The sequence below is a fragment of the Subtercola sp. Z020 genome, from assembly GCF_002931235.1.
Taxonomy (GTDB): Bacteria; Actinomycetota; Actinomycetes; order Actinomycetales; family Microbacteriaceae; genus Subtercola.
Window position 1 is genome coordinate 1 of sequence record NZ_PSTT01000044.1, and the last position, 20,228, is coordinate 20,228.

The 20,228-nt window shown below is 69.4% G+C and carries 13 protein-coding genes; 5 read left to right on the forward strand and 8 right to left on the reverse strand.

The features are described 5' to 3' along the window. Positions 1-15: 15 nt before the first annotated feature. Positions 16-1,227 carry an alpha/beta hydrolase gene (locus C5B96_RS06350; RefSeq protein ID WP_104244079.1) on the reverse strand — a complete coding sequence of 404 codons (1,212 nt, stop codon included), beginning with the start codon at positions 1,225-1,227 and terminating at the stop codon, positions 16-18. A gap of 88 nt (positions 1,228-1,315) precedes the next feature. Here C5B96_RS06350 and C5B96_RS06355 point away from each other — a divergent pair, with 88 nt between their 5' ends. From C5B96_RS06355 to C5B96_RS06370, 4 genes are all read left to right on the forward strand, one after another. Beyond that, on the forward strand, positions 1,316-1,912 hold the full coding sequence (locus tag C5B96_RS06355; protein ID WP_104244081.1) for a DUF3000 domain-containing protein: 597 nt from the start codon (positions 1,316-1,318) through the stop codon (positions 1,910-1,912). A 37-nt stretch (positions 1,913-1,949) separates the two neighbouring features. Then, positions 1,950-3,161, forward strand: a complete 1,212-nt coding sequence (locus tag C5B96_RS06360; RefSeq protein WP_104244114.1) for an HRDC domain-containing protein — start codon at positions 1,950-1,952, stop codon at positions 3,159-3,161. A 79-nt stretch (positions 3,162-3,240) separates the two neighbouring features. Beyond that, complete coding sequence (locus C5B96_RS06365) at positions 3,241-4,449, forward strand: thiolase family protein (RefSeq protein ID WP_104244083.1); 1,209 nt, start codon at positions 3,241-3,243, stop codon at positions 4,447-4,449. 19 nt (positions 4,450-4,468) lie between these two features. Next, positions 4,469-6,604 (forward strand): 3-hydroxyacyl-CoA dehydrogenase NAD-binding domain-containing protein, encoded by a 2,136-nt coding sequence (locus C5B96_RS06370; protein ID WP_104244085.1) that lies wholly within the window; start codon positions 4,469-4,471, stop codon positions 6,602-6,604. A gap of 133 nt (positions 6,605-6,737) precedes the next feature. Here the strand turns inward: C5B96_RS06370 and dxs are convergent, their stop codons facing one another. The 3 genes from dxs to C5B96_RS06385 form a co-directional block, all read right to left on the reverse strand. Then, complete coding sequence (gene dxs, locus C5B96_RS06375; RefSeq protein ID WP_104244087.1) at positions 6,738-8,681, reverse strand: 1-deoxy-D-xylulose-5-phosphate synthase; 1,944 nt, start codon at positions 8,679-8,681, stop codon at positions 6,738-6,740. Between the two features lie 108 nt (positions 8,682-8,789). Further along, complete coding sequence (locus C5B96_RS06380) at positions 8,790-10,049, reverse strand: hypothetical protein (protein ID WP_104244089.1); 1,260 nt, start codon at positions 10,047-10,049, stop codon at positions 8,790-8,792. 21 nt (positions 10,050-10,070) lie between these two features. Beyond that, complete coding sequence (locus tag C5B96_RS06385) at positions 10,071-11,363, reverse strand: putative Ig domain-containing protein (RefSeq protein WP_158507131.1); 1,293 nt, start codon at positions 11,361-11,363, stop codon at positions 10,071-10,073. A gap of 144 nt (positions 11,364-11,507) precedes the next feature. Between C5B96_RS06385 and C5B96_RS06390 the strand changes: the two genes are divergently transcribed. After that, on the forward strand, positions 11,508-13,295 hold the full coding sequence (locus C5B96_RS06390; protein ID WP_104244094.1) for a putative Ig domain-containing protein: 1,788 nt from the start codon (positions 11,508-11,510) through the stop codon (positions 13,293-13,295). Between the two features lie 194 nt (positions 13,296-13,489). On the opposite strand, the gene acnA is transcribed toward C5B96_RS06390, so the two are convergent. From acnA to C5B96_RS06410, 4 genes are all read right to left on the reverse strand, one after another. Continuing rightward, positions 13,490-16,312 carry an aconitate hydratase AcnA gene (gene acnA, locus C5B96_RS06395; protein WP_104244096.1) on the reverse strand — a complete coding sequence of 941 codons (2,823 nt, stop codon included), beginning with the start codon at positions 16,310-16,312 and terminating at the stop codon, positions 13,490-13,492. A 108-nt stretch (positions 16,313-16,420) separates the two neighbouring features. Continuing rightward, complete coding sequence (locus C5B96_RS06400) at positions 16,421-18,814, reverse strand: HAD-IC family P-type ATPase (RefSeq protein WP_104244098.1); 2,394 nt, start codon at positions 18,812-18,814, stop codon at positions 16,421-16,423. A 15-nt stretch (positions 18,815-18,829) separates the two neighbouring features. Further along, positions 18,830-19,582: a DUF3159 domain-containing protein gene (locus C5B96_RS06405; RefSeq protein WP_104244100.1), complete on the reverse strand. Its 753-nt coding sequence runs from the start codon at positions 19,580-19,582 to the stop codon at positions 18,830-18,832. Between the two features lie 22 nt (positions 19,583-19,604). Beyond that, the gene (locus C5B96_RS06410; protein ID WP_104244116.1) at positions 19,605-20,183 is read right to left on the reverse strand and encodes a DUF3710 domain-containing protein; all 579 of its coding nucleotides are present in this window, start codon (positions 20,181-20,183) and stop codon (positions 19,605-19,607) included. Positions 20,184-20,228 lie beyond the last annotated feature (45 nt).

Here is a 20,228-nt window from a genome sequence, read left to right on the forward strand (position 1 = left end):
GGGGGCAGAGGGGGGTCAGAGGGCGTGGAGGGTCAGCCAGGCGCGGATGGCGGACGTGTAGCGCACGGGGTCGTAGTTCCACAGGCGCACGTGCTTCGCGATCGAGAACGGAACGAGCGTCACGATGTCGGGGCGCGCCTCGGCCAGCTTCCGCGAAGCGGTCGAGGGAACGAACCCGTCGTCGTCGCTGTGCAGGATCAGCACCGGGAACGAGATCTCGGATGCCCGGGCCACGAAGTCGAGCCGCTTGAAGTCGATCGGCTCCTGCTGGCCGGTCACGACCTTGCCGACCGCGTTGCCGATGGTCGCCATCACGGCCTGAGAGATGGGCTCGGGCAGGTGGTTCAGGTGCCCCTGGAAGACGATCGTGTCGCACCAGGCGACCACCGGTGAGTCGAGGATGACCGCTTCGATCACCGCGGCGTACTCCGAGCGGGTCGCGGCCTGCAGCACAGTCGCGCCACCCATCGACCAGCCGAAGAGCACGATGCGCTTCGCACCGTGCTCGATCGCGTACCGGATGGCCGCATCGACATCGTGCCACTCGGTGTCGCCGAGCGCGTAGCGGCCGTCGGAGCTGCGCGGGGCCTCGCCGTCGTTGCGGTACGAGACCTGCAGCGTGCTGAACCCGAGCTCGTGCAGCAGGGGCAGAGCCCGGATCGTCTCCGGCCGCCGCACTCCGCGGCCGTGCACGGCGATCACCCAGCGGTCGCCGGCGCTCTGCGGATTCGCGGGGTCGGCCCGCACGAGCCACGCCGGAGCCGCGCCGAGCTCGGTCTCGACGGTGACGTCTTCGACGGGCAACCCGAGTTCGCGCGGATCGAGGTAGTACCAGCTGCCGAGCCGGCCCCACCGGGCATCCTGCAGCCGGCCGCTGTCGACGCGCTCGAGACGGCGCACGACGCGGCCGTCACCCACGCTCAGGATGTCGCCGACCCGCGCGTGACCGGCCCCGTCGGCGAACCACAGACTGTAGCGGCCCGGCACCAGGGAGTCGGCGGAGACGCCGAGGGTCACGGTGCCGGCATCGAGGTCGACACCGTGGATGCGGAGCGTCTCTTCGGCGGAAGCGGTGGGGATGACGACCGAGCGCGAGAACTTCGCGGTGACGACGGCGAGACCGGCCGTGACCACCGTCGCGACCGAACCCACGGCAATGGCCGAGACCGCCCAGGCCGGGACGCGCCGGCGCTCGGAGGCAGCTGCGGTGGCTCGTGCGGTCGTCATCGAACCAGCCTTTCACAGCTCACGGCCCCCACTCAGCCGAACGGCGTGCCTTCCCAGCAGACACTCGAAGAAACCATAGTCTGGCGACGTGTCCGATTTCCCCTTCAGCCCTGCACTGCCGCCGGTCTTCGCTGCGGCGCTCGGCTCGCTGCGAGAGGCAGCCACCCGGCCGGAGCTCGTGGTGAGCGAGATCGCGTCGCCCGGCAATCTGGCCCCGCACTCGATCGCGCTGTCTGCCGATGTGACCCCGGCCCGGCACGGCACCGACAGCGACCTCGGAACGGGGCGCTTCATCCTGCTCTACGACCCGGAGGAGCCGGAGGCCTGGGGCGGAGCGTTCCGGGTGGTGTGCTTCGTGCAGGCGCCGCTCGAGACGGAGATCGGCCTCGACCCGTTCCTCGCAGACGTCACGTGGTCCTGGCTGATTGATGCGCTCGACACGAAGGGTGCAGACTATTCACATGCTTCGGGTACGGCAACCAAGATCATCTCGTCGGGTTTCGGAGAGCTGGCAAAGCAGGGCGACGGTGCCCAGATCGAATTGCGAGCCTCATGGACCCCGGGAGACGAACAGATGAAGTCGCACGTGGAGGGCTGGGGTGAGCTGCTCTGCATGCTCGCCGGGTTGCCGCCGGTGCCCGAGGGAGTGAGTCTTCTCCAGGCGAGGCGCCAGGCGCGTGACTGAGCCGGGCCACACCGACAGCGCTGCTCCCGTCGTCTCGCTGCCGGAGCGGAATGCGCCGCCGCGCGAGGTCATCGACACCCGCGAGGGGTACCTCGAGGCCGTGCGGCTGATCGCCGCGGGCGAGGGGCCGCTCGCAATCGATGCGGAACGGGCATCCGGATTCAAGTATTCGCAGCGCGCCTACCTCATCCAGCTGTATCGCCGGGGAGCCGGCACCTTCCTCTTCGACCCGCCGCCCATCGGATCCTTCGCCGAACTCTCGGCCGTGATCGCCGACGAGGAATGGGTGCTGCACGCCGCCAGCCAGGATCTCGCCTGTCTCCGCGAAGTGTCGCTGGCACCCACGAAGATCTTCGACACCGAACTCGCCGCGCGCCTCCTCGGGCTCGCCCGCGTCGGGCTCGGAACCGTCGTCGAGGAGCTCCTCGGCATCCACCTCGCCAAGGAGCACTCCGCGGCCGACTGGTCGACCCGGCCGCTTCCCGCGGCCTGGCTCGAGTACGCCGCCCTCGACGTCGAACTGCTGATCGATGTGCGCGACGTCATGGTCGGCATGCTCGACGAGCAGGGCAAGACGGAGATCGCGCGCCAGGAGTTCCAGGCGACGCTCGACAAAGAGACGAAGCCGGCGCTCGCCGAGCCGTGGCGCCGGCTGTCGGGGGTGCACTCGCTCCGCGGAGCGAAGAACCTCTCGGCGGCGCGCGAGCTCTGGCTGGCGCGGGATGCTCTCGCCCGCGAGACCGACACCGCGCCCGGCAGGCTCGTCCCCGACCTCTCCCTCACCGCCGCAGCGCGCGCGATGCCGGCCACGAAGCGCGACCTCGCCTCGATGCGGGAGTTCACGGGCCGGGCCTCCCGGTCGGAACTCGACCGCTGGTGGGCAGCCCTCGAAGCGGGCCGGGCATCGACGGAGCCACCGCAGGTGACACGGGCGGGCGACACGCTCCCTCCCCCGCGCAGCTGGTCCGACAGGAACCCCGAGGCGGATGCCCGGCTGAAGCTCGCGCGGCAGGCACTCCTTGCGCTCAGCGAAGAGCAGAGCATCCCGCTCGAGAACCTGCTGACGCCGGAGCTGCTGCGACGGGCCGCCTGGACGCCGCCCACGCCGGTCACGGCCGAAACCGTCGCAGAGGCGCTGGCGAAGGCGGGCGCGCGCCCGTGGCAGGTTGGGCTGACTGCACAGCCGATCGCCCAAGCCTTTGTAGAGGCCCTCCAAACCCCGCTCGACGGGCCGGAAGGCGAATCGTAGGAAGCAACAACCGATTTCGGGCGTCTCCCGGGGCTGCCTAGATTGGTGCCGTACCCGAAACCAGGAGGCATGAGGCATAGTGGCCGAAATATCTGAAGTCGTCTTCGTCGATGGAGTCCGCACCCCGTTCGGGCGCGCGGGCGAAAAAGGAATGTACTGGAACACCCGAGCCGACGACCTCGTGGTCAAGGCCATCCTGGGCCTGCTCGAGCGCAATCCGAACGTTCCGCACGACCGCATCGACGAGGTCGCGGTCGCCGCGACGACCCAGCAGGGTGACCAGGGCCTGACGCTCGGCCGCACGGCCGCGCTGCTCGCCGGCCTGCCCAAGTCGGTTCCCGGTTTCGCGATCGACCGCATGTGCGCCGGAGCGATGACCTCGGTCACCACCCTCGGGAGCGGCATCGGCTTCGGTGCCTACGACATCGTCATCGCCGGCGGCGTGGAGCACATGGGCCGGCACCCGATGGGCTTCGACGCCGACCCCAACCCGCGCTTCCTGTCGGAGAAGATCGTCGGCGCGGAGGCCCTCAACATGGGTTCGACGGCCGAGCGCATCCACGACCGGTTCCCCGCGCTCACCAAGGAGCGTTCCGACCGGTATGCGCTGCGCAGCCAGCAGAAGGTCGCCGCGGCCTACGCCGCCAACAAGATCCAGCCCGACCTCATCCCGGTCGCCATCAAGAGCGAGGCCGGCTGGGGGCTCGCGACGCGCGACGAGGCGCCTCGCCCCGAGACCACCATGGAGGGCCTGGCGAACCTGCGCACGCCGTTCCGGCCGCATGGCCGCGTCACCGCGGGCAACTCGTCGGGGCTCAACGATGGTGCAACGGCGAGCCTGCTCGCCAGCGGTGCCGTGGCGAAGGAGCTCGGCCTGACCGCCAAGATGCGCATGGTCAGCTTCGCCTTCGCCGGCGTCGAGCCCGAGATCATGGGTATCGGCCCTGTTCCGTCGACGGAGAAGGCCCTGAAGAAGGCCGGCCTCTCGATCACCGACATCGGCCTGTTCGAACTGAACGAGGCCTTCGCCGTACAGGTGCTCTCCTTTCTCGACCACTTCGGCATCGACGACGACGACCCCCGCGTCAACGAGTACGGCGGCGCCATCGCGCTCGGCCACCCGCTCGCCTCGTCGGGCGTTCGCCTCATGAACCAGCTCGCCCGCCAGTTCGCCGAGCACCCCGAGGTGCGCTACGGCCTCACGGCGATGTGCGTCGGCCTCGGCCAGGGCGGCACTGTCATCTGGGAGAACCCGAACTACGACCGGAAGGCGAAGAAGTCGCGCTGAGGCGGCCTCACCCACAACCATGACGAACTACGCTGACATCGATTTCACCGACCTGCTCGAGTTCTCGGCCGACGAGGTCGTCACGCACTCGTACGTGCGCGACATCCCGCTCGCGAGCGGCAAGACCCTCGCTCTGCTGACGCTCGACAACGGCCGCGACCACACGCGCCCCTCAACGCTCGGCCCGGTCACCCTGCTCGAATACGGTACGGCTCTGGATGCTCTGGCCGCCCGTGCGGCGGCGGGCGAGATCCACGCGGTCGCCGTCACCGGCAAGCCGTTCATCCTCGCTGCGGGCGCGGACCTCAGCAAGGTCGGGGGTGTCTCGTCGCGCGACCTCGCGAAGAAGATGGCGCAGCTCGGCCACTACCAGCTCTCGAAGCTCGGCACGGTCGGTGTTCCCTCCTTCACCTTCATCAACGGGCTGGCGCTCGGCGGCGGTGTGGAGATCGGACTGAACGGCGACTACCGCACGGTCGACTCCGGCATCGCGGCTGCGGCTCTTCCCGAGGTGTTCCTCGGGATCATCCCGGGCTGGGGCGGTGCCTACCTGCTGCCGAACCTCATCGGCATCGAGAACGCCCTCAAGGTCGTCGTCGAGAACCCGCTGAAGAACAACCGCACCCTGAAGGGTCAAGACGTCTTCGATCTCGGGATGGCCGACGCCATCTTCGGTTCGGCCAACTTTCTCGAAGACTCGCTGAACTGGGCCGACGGTGTGCTCACCGGGCGCATCACGGTCAAGCGGGCCAACGAGCCGGGCAAGGTCGAGCGTCTCGTGAAGTGGGACGCGGCCATCGGCATCGCCCGCAAGATGCTCGAGGGCCGTATCGGCACGGTCGCCCGGTCGCCGTACGTCGCGCTCGACCTGCTGAAGGCAGCGAAGTCGGGCACGGCAGAGGAGGGCTTCGAGCGCGAAGACGAGGCGCTCGCCGACCTTGTGGCCGGGGATCAGTTCCGGGCGAGCATCTACGCGTTCAACCTCGTGCAGAAGCGCGCCAAACGGCCCGCGGGGGCCCCTGACAAGGCGCTGGCGAAGAAGGTCACGAAGGTGGGCGTCATCGGCGCCGGCCTGATGGCCTCCCAGTTCGCGCTGCTCTTCGTGCGTCGGCTCCGGGTTCCGGTGATCATCACCGACCTCGACCAGGCGCGCGTCGACAAGGGCCTCGACTACATCCGCGGCGAGATCGCCACCCTGCTCTCGAACGGCCGCATCTCCCCCGACGAGTCGAACCGCCTCAACGCGCTCATCTCGGGCACGACCGACAAGGCCGACTTCGCCGATGCCGACTGGGTCATCGAGGCGGTCTTCGAGGAGCTCGGTGTGAAGCAGGATGTCTTCGCCGACATCGAACAGTACATCTCCGACACGGCGGTGCTGGCGACGAACACCTCGTCGCTCTCTGTCGAGGCCATCTCGTCGAAACTGGCGCATCCGGAGCGCGTCGTGGGCTTCCACTTCTTCAACCCCGTCGCCGTGATGCCGCTGGTGGAGGTGGTGAACACCCCGCTGACCGACGAGGCGACACTGTCGACCGCGATGGTGACGGCCGCCGCGCTGCGGAAGAACGCGGTGATCACACGGGACACCCCCGGGTTCGTCGTGAACCGCATCCTGGCGAAGCTGCTCGGCGAAGCGATGCACGCGGTCGACACCGGCACGCCGTTCGAGGTCGTCAACACCGCCCTCGACCCGTTCGGGCTGCCGATGTCATCGTTCGAACTGCTCGAACTGGTCGGTCTCAAGGTGGGCGCGCACGTGCTCGACACGCACCACGCGGCGTTCCCCGACCGGTTCTTCGAGAGCGAGAACCTGCACCGGCTGGCGGAGCACGGCAAGATCTTCGAGCGCGACGGCAAGGGGAAGATCAAGGGCTTCGACAAGACGGCGGTCAAGATCGTCTCCGGTGGAACGACACCGATGACGGGCGACGAGCTGCTGCGCCGGGTCGAAGACGGCCTGGCCGACGAGATCCACCGCATGCTCGACGACGACGTGGTGCACGCCGCGGAGGACATCGACCTCTGCATGATCCTCGGGGCGGGCTGGCCGTTCCAGATGGGCGGCGTGACGCCGTACCTCGACCGCGTGGGCGCCTCCGAGCGCGTGTTCGGTGACACGTTCCACCACCCGCGGATCGCAGGGGTGGCGTAACCGCTGCCCCGCGCCTCGGCGCACGCACCCACTCGCCACGCCTGCGAGACGGACAGTTGCGGGCGAGACCGACACATCCACCGGTCGGTCTCGCCCGCAGGTGACGGTCTCGCGCGCCGGGTTGCGCGTGCGGCTAGCGGGCGTCGAGCTGGCGGGACGGGTCTGCGTCAGACGGCAGGGGGCGGGCGTACGGGATCTTGCTGCCGATGACCTGCGCCACGATGTCGCGGGCGATGTGCTGGGGAGTGAGGCCGACCCGCTCGAGGATCTCGCCGCGCGACGCGTGGTCGAGGAACTCGTCGGGGAGGCCGAGCTCGGTCAGCGCCGTGTCGACGCCCGCTGCCCGGAGGTCCTGGCGGATGCGTGTGCCCACGCCGCCGACGCGCACCCCGTCTTCGATCGTGACGACGAGGCGGTGCTCGGCGGCGAGCCCGATGAGGCTTTTCGCGACAGGCACCACCCAGCGCGGGTCGACGACGGTCGCGCCGATCCCCTGCGCCGCCAGCCGGTCGGCGACCTGCAGCCCCATCGACGCGAACGGGCCAACGGTGACGATCAGAACGTCTTTCTGCGGAGCGTGGCGCAGAACATCCACCCCATCGTCGAGGCGCTCGACGGCGTCGATCGTCGAGCCGGCGGGGCCCTTGGGGAAGCGCACCACGGTGGGAGCGTCGTCCACGGCGATCGCCTCGGCGAGTTCCTCGCGCAGCCGCTCGGCGTCGCGCGGTGCGCTCAGCCGGATGTTCGGTACGACCTGCAGAATGGCGAGATCCCACATGCCGTGGTGGCTCGGGCCGTCGGGGCCGGTCACGCCGGCTCGGTCGAGCACGAAGGTGACGCCTGCCTTGTGCAGCCCGACATCCATCAGCACCTGGTCGAAGGCCCGGTTGATGAAGGTGGCGTAGAGCGCGACCACGGGATGCAACCCGCCGAACGCCAGCCCCGCAGCACTCGTCACGGCGTGCTGTTCGGCGATGCCGACATCCAGAACCCGTTTCGGGAAGCGCTCTGCCATCGTGTGGAGGCCCGTGGGGCGCAGCATGGCAGCCGTGATGCCCACGATGCGGTCGTTGGATGCCGCGAGCTTCGCGATCTCGTCGGAGAACACGCTCGTCCACGACGGTCCGCTCGACGGGCCGCCGATGGGCTCACCGGTCTCAGGATCGATCTGGCCGACGGCGTGGAACTGGTCGGCCTCGTCGTTGCGGGCCGGCTGGTAGCCGCGGCCCTTCTCCGTGATCGCGTGCACGATGACCGGACCGTGGTACTCCTTGGCCTGGCGGAGGGTCTCCTCCATGGCAGCGAGATCGTGGCCGTCGATCGGGCCGAGGTACTTGATCTCGAGGTTCGAGTAGAGCGACTCGTTGTTCGTGAGGCGTGAGAGGAAGCCGTGCATGCCACCGCGCGCCCCGCGGTAGAGGGCGCGGCCCGCTGCACCGAAGTGGCCGAACAGCCGCTCGCTCGAGTGGTGCAGGTCTTGGTAGCCGGCCTTGGTGCGCACCGTGTTGAGGTAGCGGGCCATGCCACCGATCGTGGGAGCGTAGCTGCGACCGTTGTCGTTCACCACGATGATCAGGTTGCGGTCGTTGTCGTCGCTGATGTTGTTCAGCGCCTCCCACGTCATGCCGCCGGTCAAGGCACCGTCGCCGACGACGGCGACCACGTGGCGGTCGGCCTGGCCGGTCATGACGAACGCGCGGGAGATGCCGTCGGCCCAGCTCAGCGAGCTCGAGGCGTGCGAGCTCTCGACCACGTCGTGCGGGCTCTCGGAGCGCTGCGGGTACCCAGCGAGGCCGTCGCTCTCGCGCAGGCGGCTGAAGTCCTGGCGGCCGGTCAGGAGCTTGTGCACATAGGACTGGTGGCCGGTGTCGAACACGATCGCGTCGCTCGGGGACTCGAACACCCGGTGGATGGCGATCGTCAGTTCGACCACGCCGAGGTTCGGCCCCAGGTGGCCGCCGGTCTTCGACACCTCGGCGATGAGGAACGCGCGAACCTCCCCGGCGAGCTGCACGAGCTCGTCGGGGGTCAGGCGGTCGAGGTCTCGCGGACCATGGATCTGTTCGAGAAGGGTCACTTCGTGCCACCTTTCGAGTTCTCGTCGCCCGAAGCGGGCGTCTGACGAGTCTATAAGTGGTTCATGAGAACACTTGAAGGCTGGCCCACGGTTGACGCCGACGCGTGACTAGGGGCTCTCGACGAAGGTGGCGCTCGTCGCACACGGATCGCACCAGAAGAGGTACGCCAGGCCTTCACCTCCCCAGTGCAGGAATGCGTCGCCTTCGAGAGGCAGCCACGAATCGAACTGCAGCAGGAAGGGCATGCGCCCGGAACACCGGGGGCAGCGTGGATAGACATACTGCCCGATGAAGGTCGGTTCGCCGCCCACCCGATGCAGGTTCTGGCGATGGGTCGAGAGCCCCCAGTCCTGAAAACGCCAGCGTTGTCGGGTGCGCTGGACCCGGGCGACCGTCTCGTTGAGACGGAGGTGCCTCGTCGAGGGCTGCGACACCCTCACCTCCGGCAGCGACGCCGGGGTGCCTGATTCGTCGTGGGAGAAGTACAACGGCGCTTCGGCGGAGCCCTGGCACCAGAGGCAGGTCGCGAACTGCACCTGCGACCGAGAATGCACGCCGAGTTCGGGAAGGATCGCCGACAACTCCAGTAGGCGGGCAAGCGGCGTCGCGCACCGACCGCATCGCTCCGCCAGCACTCCGCCGAAGGGCGAACGTTCGGCGGGCAGGCCCTCGGCCAGCAGGGTCGGATGCGTCCACACGTGCTCGGGGTCGGAGTAGTCGACGCGCAGGTAGTCATCGTCGAAGACGACGTGGAAGACGGCCTCTGAGGTGAGCGGCCGTATACGGTGATCGACGAGCTCCCGGCCGACCTGACGCAGCACCCGATCGAGCCTGGGGCTGTCGATGGGCGCGAAGAGGCGCTGGGCCAGAGCGAGGGCTTCGTCGCTTCGGGCCCCGACGAGGAACCCGCAGAGGTGCCACGGTGGTTCCTCCGCCTTCCGGGCCACGGTGCCGAGGCGCGCCACTTCGCTCGAATCCGCTCCGCGCCAGGGCCATTCCCCGTAGTACGCCGCCTCATTCGGCAGGAGCTGGAACAGCTCCGGGAGGTGGGGGGTGAGCACAGACGGCACCTGGAGGGAAGCGTGGGCGATCACGGCGGCCGCCGCGCCCCGTGAACCTCTCTCCGTACGTCGCAGAAGCGTGACCGCCTCACCCGCGAGCACCTCGAGCTCGCGGGGCGCGAGCAGGCTGAGGCTCTCCCCGTAGAACGGCAGGGTGATCGGGCCGAGCGCGCGCATCCCCTCGACGGCGAACGGGAGTCGGGTCTCGGGGCGCAGAGCGAGACGCGTGAGCTCCTCCACGTGCGAACGGACGAAGTCCAGGCCGTCGGCGCGGTAGCCGTTCCAGAACTTCAGGCCATCCTTCATGTACTGAGCATAAGTCATCTCCTACCGCACGACCATCAGCACGACGTGCCGGGGCGCGGTCGCGCCCCAGTGGTTCGCTGCGACGATGTCGATCGGGTAGGTGCCCGCCGTGGTGGGGGTACCGCCGAGGCGGCCGCGTGCGGGGTCGAGCGTCAGACCGGGCGGCAGCACACCGGCGGCGATGACGAGTCTCGTGCCGAAGCCGGTGGCCGCGACATCCAGCGCCACGGGCACACCCCGCCGGAGAGTCGCATCGCTCGGCGGCGCGGTGAGTGTCGGCGCCAGCTCGACGCGCCGCACGACGCCTGACACGTAGTCGGCGGCGTAGACCCCGGTTCCGCTGAGGGCGACCGCCCGGAGGATTGCGGTGCCGCCGAATCCGGCCACGGAGACCACTGAACCGTCGCTGGCGTCGATCGCTGTGAGAGCGTGCGAGAGCTCGTCGCCGACGAAGAGGTCGCCGTACGGATCCATCGCGAACCCGGTCGGGCGGTGCGCCCCGGGCGGCAACGGCACGCTCGCCTCGCGGAGCGAGCCGTCTGGCGCGAAGCTGGAGACGCTGCCGACGCCGCTGTCGCCGCCGCCTGTGCCGCCGCCGCTGCTGCTGCTGCCGTTCGCCGTGTAGAGGGTGCCCCACGGGTCCACCGCGACGGCCACGGGGCCGGTGGGGGCACCCGGGCCGGTCGGGAGCTGCGCGAACACCTCGCGCACCGCCCCGATGGCCGAGATCTTCGTGACCCGGTTCGTCTGTGTGTCGGCCACATAGACGCTTCCCGCCGCGTCGGTGGTCAGCCCGAGCGGGCGGTCGGCGGGATCGAGCCGGGCGAAGACGGGCACGACGGAGCCGTCGGCCGCGATCTTCGTGATCGTCGAGGTGCCCCAGTTCGAGACAAAGACGTTGCCGGCACTGTCGGCGGTGATGCCCCGCGGCAGGGAACCCCGACCGTCGTAGGCCCAGTAGTCGATGACGGCGCCGGATGGCGAGACCCGGGTCACCGAGTCGGTGCCGCCGCAGGCGACGAAGAGTGCACCTTTCGGATCGATGGCCAGACCCTGCGGCCGGCAGGCGGGGGTGAGGCGCGCGAACACCCGGGTGAGGGCGCCGGCGGCGCTGAGCTTCGAGATGGTCGCGTCACCTTCGTTCAGGAGGAAGACGGCGCCGGCCGCGTCTGCGACGGCGGCCACCGGCTTTGCCGACGTACCCAGGTCGGCAACGGGGGCATCGACCGGGGCAGCGCCGCTCGACGACACGCCGGCGCCCAGGAGGGCCGCTGTGAGCAGCACGGTGAGGGTGTGGCGGGCGAGTGGCTTCACGGAGGTTCCTTCGGGTTCGGACTCTCGTCCACGATCCCCCCCGCGTGGTGACACTATCTCAGCTCTCACCAGCAATATCCACCCCGAGCCTCGAAACGTGGGGCTTCTACACCTCATGACGGAAACTCATCTATCATTCACCTCATGCCCCGACAGCTTCCGCCGTACCACTCCGACCGACGACGACGCCGCCGCACTCCGGCGAGGGCGGCTGCGGCTGCGGCCGCCACCACCGCTACCGCCGCGGTCGCGGTCGCCGTTCTCCTCCTCGCCGCGTCGGTGCCGGGCACCGCGCACGCCGCTTCGACGGCCTACCGGGTGACCTCCACGCTTCCCGTGCACCACCCCACCCTGCTCGCGCTCGACACGGGCGACCACACCGTTTACGCCGTCGACGGCGCCGGGTCGACGGCCTCGATCTTCCGGGACGACGCGCTCGTCGGCACCGTCAGCGTGGGCGCCGACGCGGCGGCCATAGCGGTCGACAGCACCACGCACACAGCGTTCGTCGCGAACGCCGGATCGAACGACGTGACGGTGATCCGTGGCGATTCCGTCGTCGGGCGCGTGAGCGTCGGCACAGCGCCCACGTCGATCGCGGTCGACGACGTCACCGGAGTGGCGTACACCGGCAACCTCGCGTGCAACAGCGCCACGATCATCCGCGAGCCGTCGCCGGCGGCCTTCGTCGCGACGACGGTGGCGGTCGGCAGCCAGCCCGTGGCCGTCGCCGTCGATACGTCGACGCACACCGCGTATGTGGTGAACCAGTTGTCGACGAACGTCTCCGAGATCGTCGGCGACGTCGTGGTGCGAACGGTGGGCGTCAATGCCGATCCGATCGCCATCGCGGTCGACAGCGCGGCCCACGCCGCCTACGTCGTCAACAACACCTCGCAGAACGTCTCGATCATCGACGGCACCAGCACGATGACGACGACGGTACCCGTGGGTGCCGATCCCCGCGCGGTCGCCGTCGACCCGACGACGCACACCGCGTATGTGGTGAACCAGCTGTCGACGAACGTCACCGAGATCGAGGGCGGCGCCGTCGTGCGCACGGTGGGCGTCAACGCCGATCCTCTGGCGATCGCTGTCGACCCGGCGACCCACACTGCCTACGTCGTCAACAACACCTCCCAGAACGTGTCGGTGATCGAGGGGACGGCGACCGTCGCCACCTCTGTTCCCGTGGGTCCGGATGCTCGGCAGATCGCCGTCGACCCCGCCCTCGGCACAGCCATCGTGGCCGACGTCGACGGCGACCGCCTGTCGGTGATCAGCCGACTGACGAGCCCGACCATCCTGAGCGGAACCCCACCGCCCGCGACCATCGGCGAGGCCTACAGCTTCACGGTGGCGGCCAGCGGCACCCCGGCCCCGACCCTGGCCCTGGCCGGATCGCTGCCGGCCGGCCTGCAGTTCGAGGCGACCACCGGAGTGCTCTCGGGAACGCCGACCTCCCTGCCTGTCGCGCCCGCCACCCTCACGGTGACCGCGACGAACGGCGTCGACCCCGACGCGACAGCCACGTACGCGTTCGTGGTGCAGCCGGCCCCGCTGCCGCCGACGACACCGCCGACGCCTCCGGTCGACCCGCCCGCTCCGCCAAACGGCGGCGGTGGTGGCGGTGGCGGCAGCGATGGGGATGCTGGTGCCGGGGATGCCGGCGCCGGTGGTTCGGTTCCGCAGCCGGGCGGTGGCACGAGCGCAAAGCCCGAGGGCAGCTCGAACGACGTGGCCCGAACGGTTTCAGCCGCCCACCGCCGTGCGGTCACCGGTCGCGAGCTCGCATCCACCGGCACTGCCGTCGCCACTGGGGCCGCTCTGGCGCTGCCCGGGGCGGGGGCGCTGGCGGTGCTCGGTCTCGGCGCCGTCATCGCGGCGCGCTCACGCACCCGACGACCGCCGCGCCTCCCCCGCCGCGGCTGACCCGAGGCCGGCTGCGTGCCTCCGCCGGTGGGCCGCAGCCAGCCGCGCCAGCCGGCCGCGCCAGCCAGCCGCGCCAGCCCACCGGCGACCAGACCGCCCAACGCCCCCGCTCACACGAGAGAACGCCGACGGCCACCGCTCCGGGGAGGCGGTGGCCGCCGGCGTTCTTCTGGTGCGCGAGAGCGCGGCGGGTGTTACGCCGCCGTCACGAGCGAGCGCAGCACGTACTGCAGGATGCCGCCGTTGCGGTAGTAGTCCGCCTCGCCGGGGGTGTCGATGCGCAGCACGGCATCGAACTCGACCGTCTGCTTGCCCTCGGGCGAGTTGGCCGACGGCACGGCCGTGACGTGCAGCGTCTTCGGGGTGCGACCCTCGTTCAGCTCTTCGACGCCCGAGATGCTGATGACCTCGGTGCCGTCGAGGCCGAGCGAGGCCCAGCTCTCACCGGCGGGGAACTGCAGCGGCAGCACCCCCATGCCGATCAGGTTCGAGCGGTGGATGCGCTCGAAGCTCTCGACGATGACCGCCTTGACGCCGAGCAGCGAGGTTCCCTTCGCCGCCCAGTCGCGCGACGAACCCGATCCGTACTCCTTGCCGCCCAGGATGACCAGCGGAGTGCCGGCGGCCTGGTAGTTCTGCGACGCGTCGTAGATGAACGACTGCGGAGCATCCGGCTGCGTGAAGTCGCGGGTGTAGCCACCCTCGACGTTGTCGAGCAGCTGGTTGCGCAGGCGGATGTTCGCGAACGTGCCGCGGATCATGATCTCGTGGTTGCCGCGACGCGACCCGTAGGAGTTGTAGTCCTTGCGGTCGACTCCGTGGGCATCGAGGTACTTGCCCGCAGGGCTGTCGGCCTTGATGTTGCCGGCCGGGCTGATGTGGTCGGTCGTCACGGAGTCGCCGAGCTTGGCGAGCACCCGGGCATCCGAGATCGACGACACCGGAGTGGTCTCGATCGTCATGCCGTCGAAGTACGGGGGCTTCCGCACGTAGGTCGACTCGGAGTCCCACTCGAAGGTCGGGCCGGTCGGGGTGGGCAGCGAACGCCAGCGCTCGTCACCGTCGAACACACTCGAGTACTCGTGGGTGAACATGCCGGTGTTGATCGAGGTGTCGATCGTCTCCTGCACCTCGGCCGCGTCGGGCCAGATGTCCTTCAGGAACACGTCGTTGCCGTCGTGGTCCTGGCCCAGCGGGTCGATCTCGAAGTCGAAGTTCATCGACCCAGCCAGGGCATAGGCGATGACCAGGGGCGGCGACGCCAGGTAGTTCATCTTCACGTCGGGGCTGATGCGACCCTCGAAGTTGCGGTTGCCCGAGAGCACCGCGGTGACGGCGAGGTCGTTCTTGTTGATCGCGTCGGTCACCTCTTCGATGAGCGGCCCCGTGTTGCCGATGCAGACGGTGCAGCCGTAGCCGACGGTGTAGAAGCCGAGGGCTTCGAGGTCACCCGTGAGGCCGGCCTTCTCGTAGTAGTCGGTGACGACCTTCGACCCGGGAGCCAGGGTGGTCTTCACCCACGGCTTCGAGGTGAGGCCCTTCTTCACGGCGTTTCGAGCGAGAAGCCCCGCAGCGAGCATGACCGACGGGTTCGACGTGTTGGTGCACGAGGTGATCGCCGCGACGGCGACGGCGCCGTGGTCGAGGGTGTAATCGCCACCCGCGGTGTGCACGGCGGTCGGCTTCGAGACACTGCCGGGGGCGTGCGAGACGTGGCTGTGGGCGACCTCGTGGGCGTGGTCTTCGTCTTGCGGCGTGAAGCTGGGCGGGTCGGAGGCCGGGAAGGTCTCTTCGAGCTCGGCGTCGACGCGCGACACATCCTGCGTGGCGTAGTCGGTCAGGTCGAGCTCGAACTGCGACTTGGCCTGGCTCAGCTCGACGCGGTCCTGCGGGCGCTTCGGGCCGGCGATCGAGGGAACGACCGTCGACAGGTCGAGTTCGAGGTACTCGCTGAACGAGGGCTCGACCGACGGGTCGTGCCAGAGGTGCTGCAGCTTGGCGTAGGCCTCGACCAGCGCGACCTGCTCCTCGCTCCGGCCGGTGAGGCGCAGGTAGTCGAGGGTCACGTCGTCGATCGGGAACATGGCGGCGGTCGAGCCGAACTCGGGGCTCATGTTGCCGATGGTGGCGCGGTTCGCGAGCGGCACCTCGGTGACGCCCTCGCCGTAGAACTCGACGAACTTGCCGACCACGCCGTGCTTTCGCACCATCTGCGTGATGGTGAGCACGACGTCGGTCGCGGTGACGCCGGCCGGGATGGAGCCCGACAGCTTGAAGCCGATAACCTTCGGGATGAGCATGGAGACGGGCTGGCCGAGCATGGCCGCCTCGGCCTCGATGCCGCCGACGCCCCAGCCGAGCACGCCCAGGCCGTTGACCATGGTGGTGTGCGAGTCGGTGCCGACACAGGTGTCGGGGTAGGCGCGGAGAACCCCGCCCACCTCGCGCGTGAAGATGACACGGGCCAGGTATTCGATGTTCACCTGGTGCACGATGCCTGTTCCCGGCGGCACGACCTTGAAGTCGTCGAACGCGGTCTGGCCCCAGCGGAGGAACTGGTAGCGCTCGCCGTTCCGCTCGTACTCGATGTCGACGTTCCGCTCGAGGGCGTTCTCGCTGCCGAACAGGTCGGCGATGACCGAGTGGTCGATGACCAGCTCTGCGGGCGCCAGCGGGTTGATCTTGGTGGGGTCGCCGCCCAGGGTGCCGACGGCTTCGCGCATGGTGGCGAGGTCGACGATGCAGGGCACACCGGTGAAGTCCTGCATCACCACGCGCGCGGGCGTGAACTGGATCTCGGTGTCGGGCTCGGCGGTCGGCTGCCACGAGCCGAGGGCCCGGATGTGGTCGGCCGTGATGTTCGCACCGTCTTCGGTGCGGAGCAGGTTCTCGAGCAGCACCTTGAGGCTGAACGGGAGTTTCTCGAACCCGGGAACGGCGTCGAGGCGATAGACCTCGTACCCCTTGTCTCCCACGGTGAGGGTGTCTTTCGACCCGAAACTGTTTACTTCAGACACGTACGTCTCCTTCGCTCGCTACGTCAATCTTCATCGTCTGCGATACCCATGGCTAGGAAGGGTGACCTTACCAAACTATCTTGACGTCGAGATAACTTTAGCACTTGTTCAGGCTCGGTCGACGACCAGCCCCCTGCGTTTCGCGAATCGGTAGTAGGCCTCGATTCCGGATGCCCCGACCGCACCGATCGCGACCACATACAGCAGCCACGGCGAAACGGTGAGGTCGAGCATGAAGAAGCTGCGGGTGAACGGCACGACGAAGGCCAGCACGAAGGCCGCGCTCACCGAGAGCACGAGCACCACGCGGGCCCGCGACAGCGGCCGCGCGAGAACGGAGACGATCCAGAGCGACACCATGAAAAGCGCGATCGTGGTCAGGCTCCGCGCCTCGGACTGCGGCAGGGCGGCCCGCAGCGGGGCGTACGCGACGAGGCAGGTGGATGCCGCGATCAACCCGGTCGGCACCGAGAACTTCAACACCCGCGGCAGCACCCCAAAGCGGTACCGACGCCGGTTCGGCGCGAGCGCGAGGAAGAACGACGGAATACCGATGGCCAGCGTCGACACCAGCGTCAGCTGCCGGGGCAGGAAGGGGAACTCCCATGCCGTCGCGGCCGTCACCAGCGCGAGCACGATGCCGTAGACGGTCTTCGACAGGAACAGGTTCGACACCCGTTCCACGTTCGCGATCACCCGGCGCCCGAGCATCAGCACCTCGGGCAGCCGGTCGAACCTCGAATCGAGCAGCACGAGCCGCGACACCGCACGCGTGGCGGGTGTGGCATTGCCCATGGCGATGCCGAGGTCGCTGTCTTTGATCGCCATCGCGTCGTTCACGCCGTCGCCGGTCATCGCGACGGTTCTGCCCTCGGCCTGGAGGGCCTTCACGATGCGGCGCTTCTGCTCGGGAGCCACCCGCCCGAAGACGCTGCCGGCGGCCAGGGCATCCGTCAGCTGCTCGTCGGTGTCGAGCGTGCTCGCGTCGACGGCCGACGTGCCGAGCTCGAGTTGGCGGGCGATCGACCCGACGGTGTGCGGGTTGTCGCCCGAGAGGATGATCACGCGAACGCCCTCGTCGGCGAAGTAGCCGAGGGTGCCCGCCGCCTCCGGGCGCAGCGTCTCCTCGAGAATGACGAAGCAGGCCGGCTCCGCCTCGGCCACCCGTTCGGGTGCGTCGACGAATTCCGACGGGGCCCGCTCCGACCGGGCGAGGGCCAGGGTTCTGCGCCCGCTCGCCGCGACGGTGTGCGCCTCGGCCAGGGAGAGGGGATGCCCGGCCAGCAGCCGCTCGGGGGCGCCCAGCAGCCAGGTGACGGACCGTCCATCCGGCCCCGACAGGCTGACAGCGCTGAAGCCGCGGAGCGAGCTGAACGCGAGCCGCTCCCCCACCACCCGGTCACCGAGTTCGAACCGGTTGGCGAGAGCCTGTGACGTGGCATTGCCGGCGTCGTCTGTCGACATCGCCGCGAGGGCTTCGGTCGCCTCTCGCAGATCGTCGCTCCGCCCCGGCAGCTGCTGCAGCCCGTGGAACCCGATCGCCCCCGTCGTCAGGGTTCCCGTCTTGTCGAGGCAGAGCACGTCGACCCGCGCCAGCACCTCGACCGCAGCCAGTTCCTGCACGAGCACGCGCTGCCGGCTGAGCTGGATGGCCGCCACTCCGAACGCGAGGCTCGTCAGCAGCACCAGGCCCTCGGGGATGATGCCGACGACGCTCGCGACGGCGTCGATGAGCGCCTGCCGGTAGCTCTGGTCGTTCGGATCGGCGAGGGCCGCGAACCCGCCGTAGGCGGCGATCCGGCCGAACAGAATGATGATGATGAGCGGCACCAGGATCCACGACAGGTACACGAGGATGCGGTTCGTCGCCGCCCGCAGCTCGGAGTGCACCAGGCTGTGCCGCTTGATCTCGGCCGTGAGCCTGCTCGCGTAGGAGTCGGCGCCGACGGCGGTGACGCGTGCCTCGGCCGTACCCGACGAGACCAGCGACCCCGACATCAATCGGTCGCCCGGTTGCTTGAGGATCGGTTCGGACTCACCTGTCAGCATCGACTCGTCGAGGAACAGGGCGCTGGTCACCTCGACGACGCTGTCTGCGGTGATCTGGTCGCCCGGGCGCACGATCACCAGGTCGCCGAGCACCACTTCGTCGGGCGGGATGACCTGCAGCTCGCCCTCGCGGCGAACCGCCGTCTCGGGCGAGGCCAGCAGCGCCAGCCTGTCGAGCGCCCGCTTGGCGCGGAGCTCCTGCACGATGCCGATGAGGGCGTTGAAGACGACGACCCCGAAGAAGAAGCCGTCGCGCAGGTCGCCCAGCAGGCAGACCGCGATGAAGCAGACCGTGAGGATTCCGTTGAAGAACGTGAAGACGTTCTCGGCCAGGATGCTCGAGACCGGGCGGGAGGTCGGCGTGCGGGTGATGTTGACCTGCCCGGCGGCGACCCGCTCGGCCACATCGGCCCGCGACAGGCCGGGTTCGACGCGTGTCTGCTCTGCGGTCATCCCGGCTCCCTCCGGCTAGTGGCTGTCGGAATCGGCGTCGGGAACCGCGGCGCCGGGCTTCTGGTGCCCGAACGCGGCGCGAACCAGCAACCAGGTCACCCAGAGCATCGCCGCATACAGCGGAACCCCGAGCAGCAGCTTCACCGAGGCGAGAGCTTCGGCCTGGCCCGCAAGGTAGAGCGGGCCTTCGACACCGAGCCGCAGCGCGAAGAGACCGACCCAGCACCACGATGCGATGAGCACGACGCGGTACTTCGCCGGATCGGCCTTCCAGCCCGTGAGGTCACCGGTGAGGGCCCCCACGATCAGGCCGATGAGCGGCCAACGCAGCGCGATCGAGACCAGCAGCACGACGATCGAGACGGCATTGATGATGAGCCCCGGCAGGAAGTTGTCTTCGGCCCGGCCGGTGAACAGTGCCAGCGCCGCCGAGATGGCCACGCCGATCAGCCCGGCGATCGCGGGCATCACGGGGCTTCGCGTGACGAGTCGCACGACGATGAAGACCGCAGAGACGACGAGCGGCGCGAGCACGCTCGGCGTGAGGTCTTTCGTGACCGTGTAGATCACCAGGAAGGCGAGCCCGGGCAGAATCGACTCGACAAGGCCCCGCACCCCGCCGATCGCCCGCACCAGCGACTGCGCCGTCGGCGTCTCCCCTGGTGCCACCTGACCGATGCCCGAGCGCCGGGCAGCGGCGCTGAACGCCTCGGAGAAGGAGGGCTGGCGTGGTTCGGGAGCGCCGGGTGGCGCGGGCGTGCCGGTCATCGGTGTGCGCTCATCGCTCGGCTCAGACCGCCGCACTCGACTTGGGGATGGTGAGCGGGATCAGGTCGCGCGGCGGCATCGGCGAACCGCCCCGCACGACGACGACGCTGCGGAAGAGCTCTTCGATCGCGGCACGGGAGGCCTCGTTCTGCATCGCCTCGCCCGCGATCACGCCGCGGAGGAACCAGCGCGGCCCGTCGACGCCCACGAAGCGCGCAAGGCGCATCACGGGAGCGCCGTCGGGGCCGACGGCGGGAACCTCGGCGATGAGTTCGGGGCCGAAAACGCCCTCCTGCTCCACGAGCGAGCCGCCCTGGCCGGTGATCTGGTCGCGGATCTGCGCCCGGATGTCGTGCCAGAGCCCCGTCGAGCGGGGTGCGGCGAAAGCCTGCACCTGCAGGGTGGAACCGGCGAAGTCGAGGCCCACGGCGACCACGCGCTGCGTGCCCTCCTCGACCTCCAGGCGCAGCTGCAGGCCCTCCCGGGGGAGGATCTTCACACCGCCCAGGTCGACGTAGGGCCGGGCGGGGTTCGCCTCGTCGGAATCGAACGGACCCTCGGTCTCCCGGTTCTCGGGGGCGGACTTCGCGTCGGGCTGCACCGTTGGGGCGCCCGACGTGTCGTCGGCGTCGGCCCCGGCATCCGG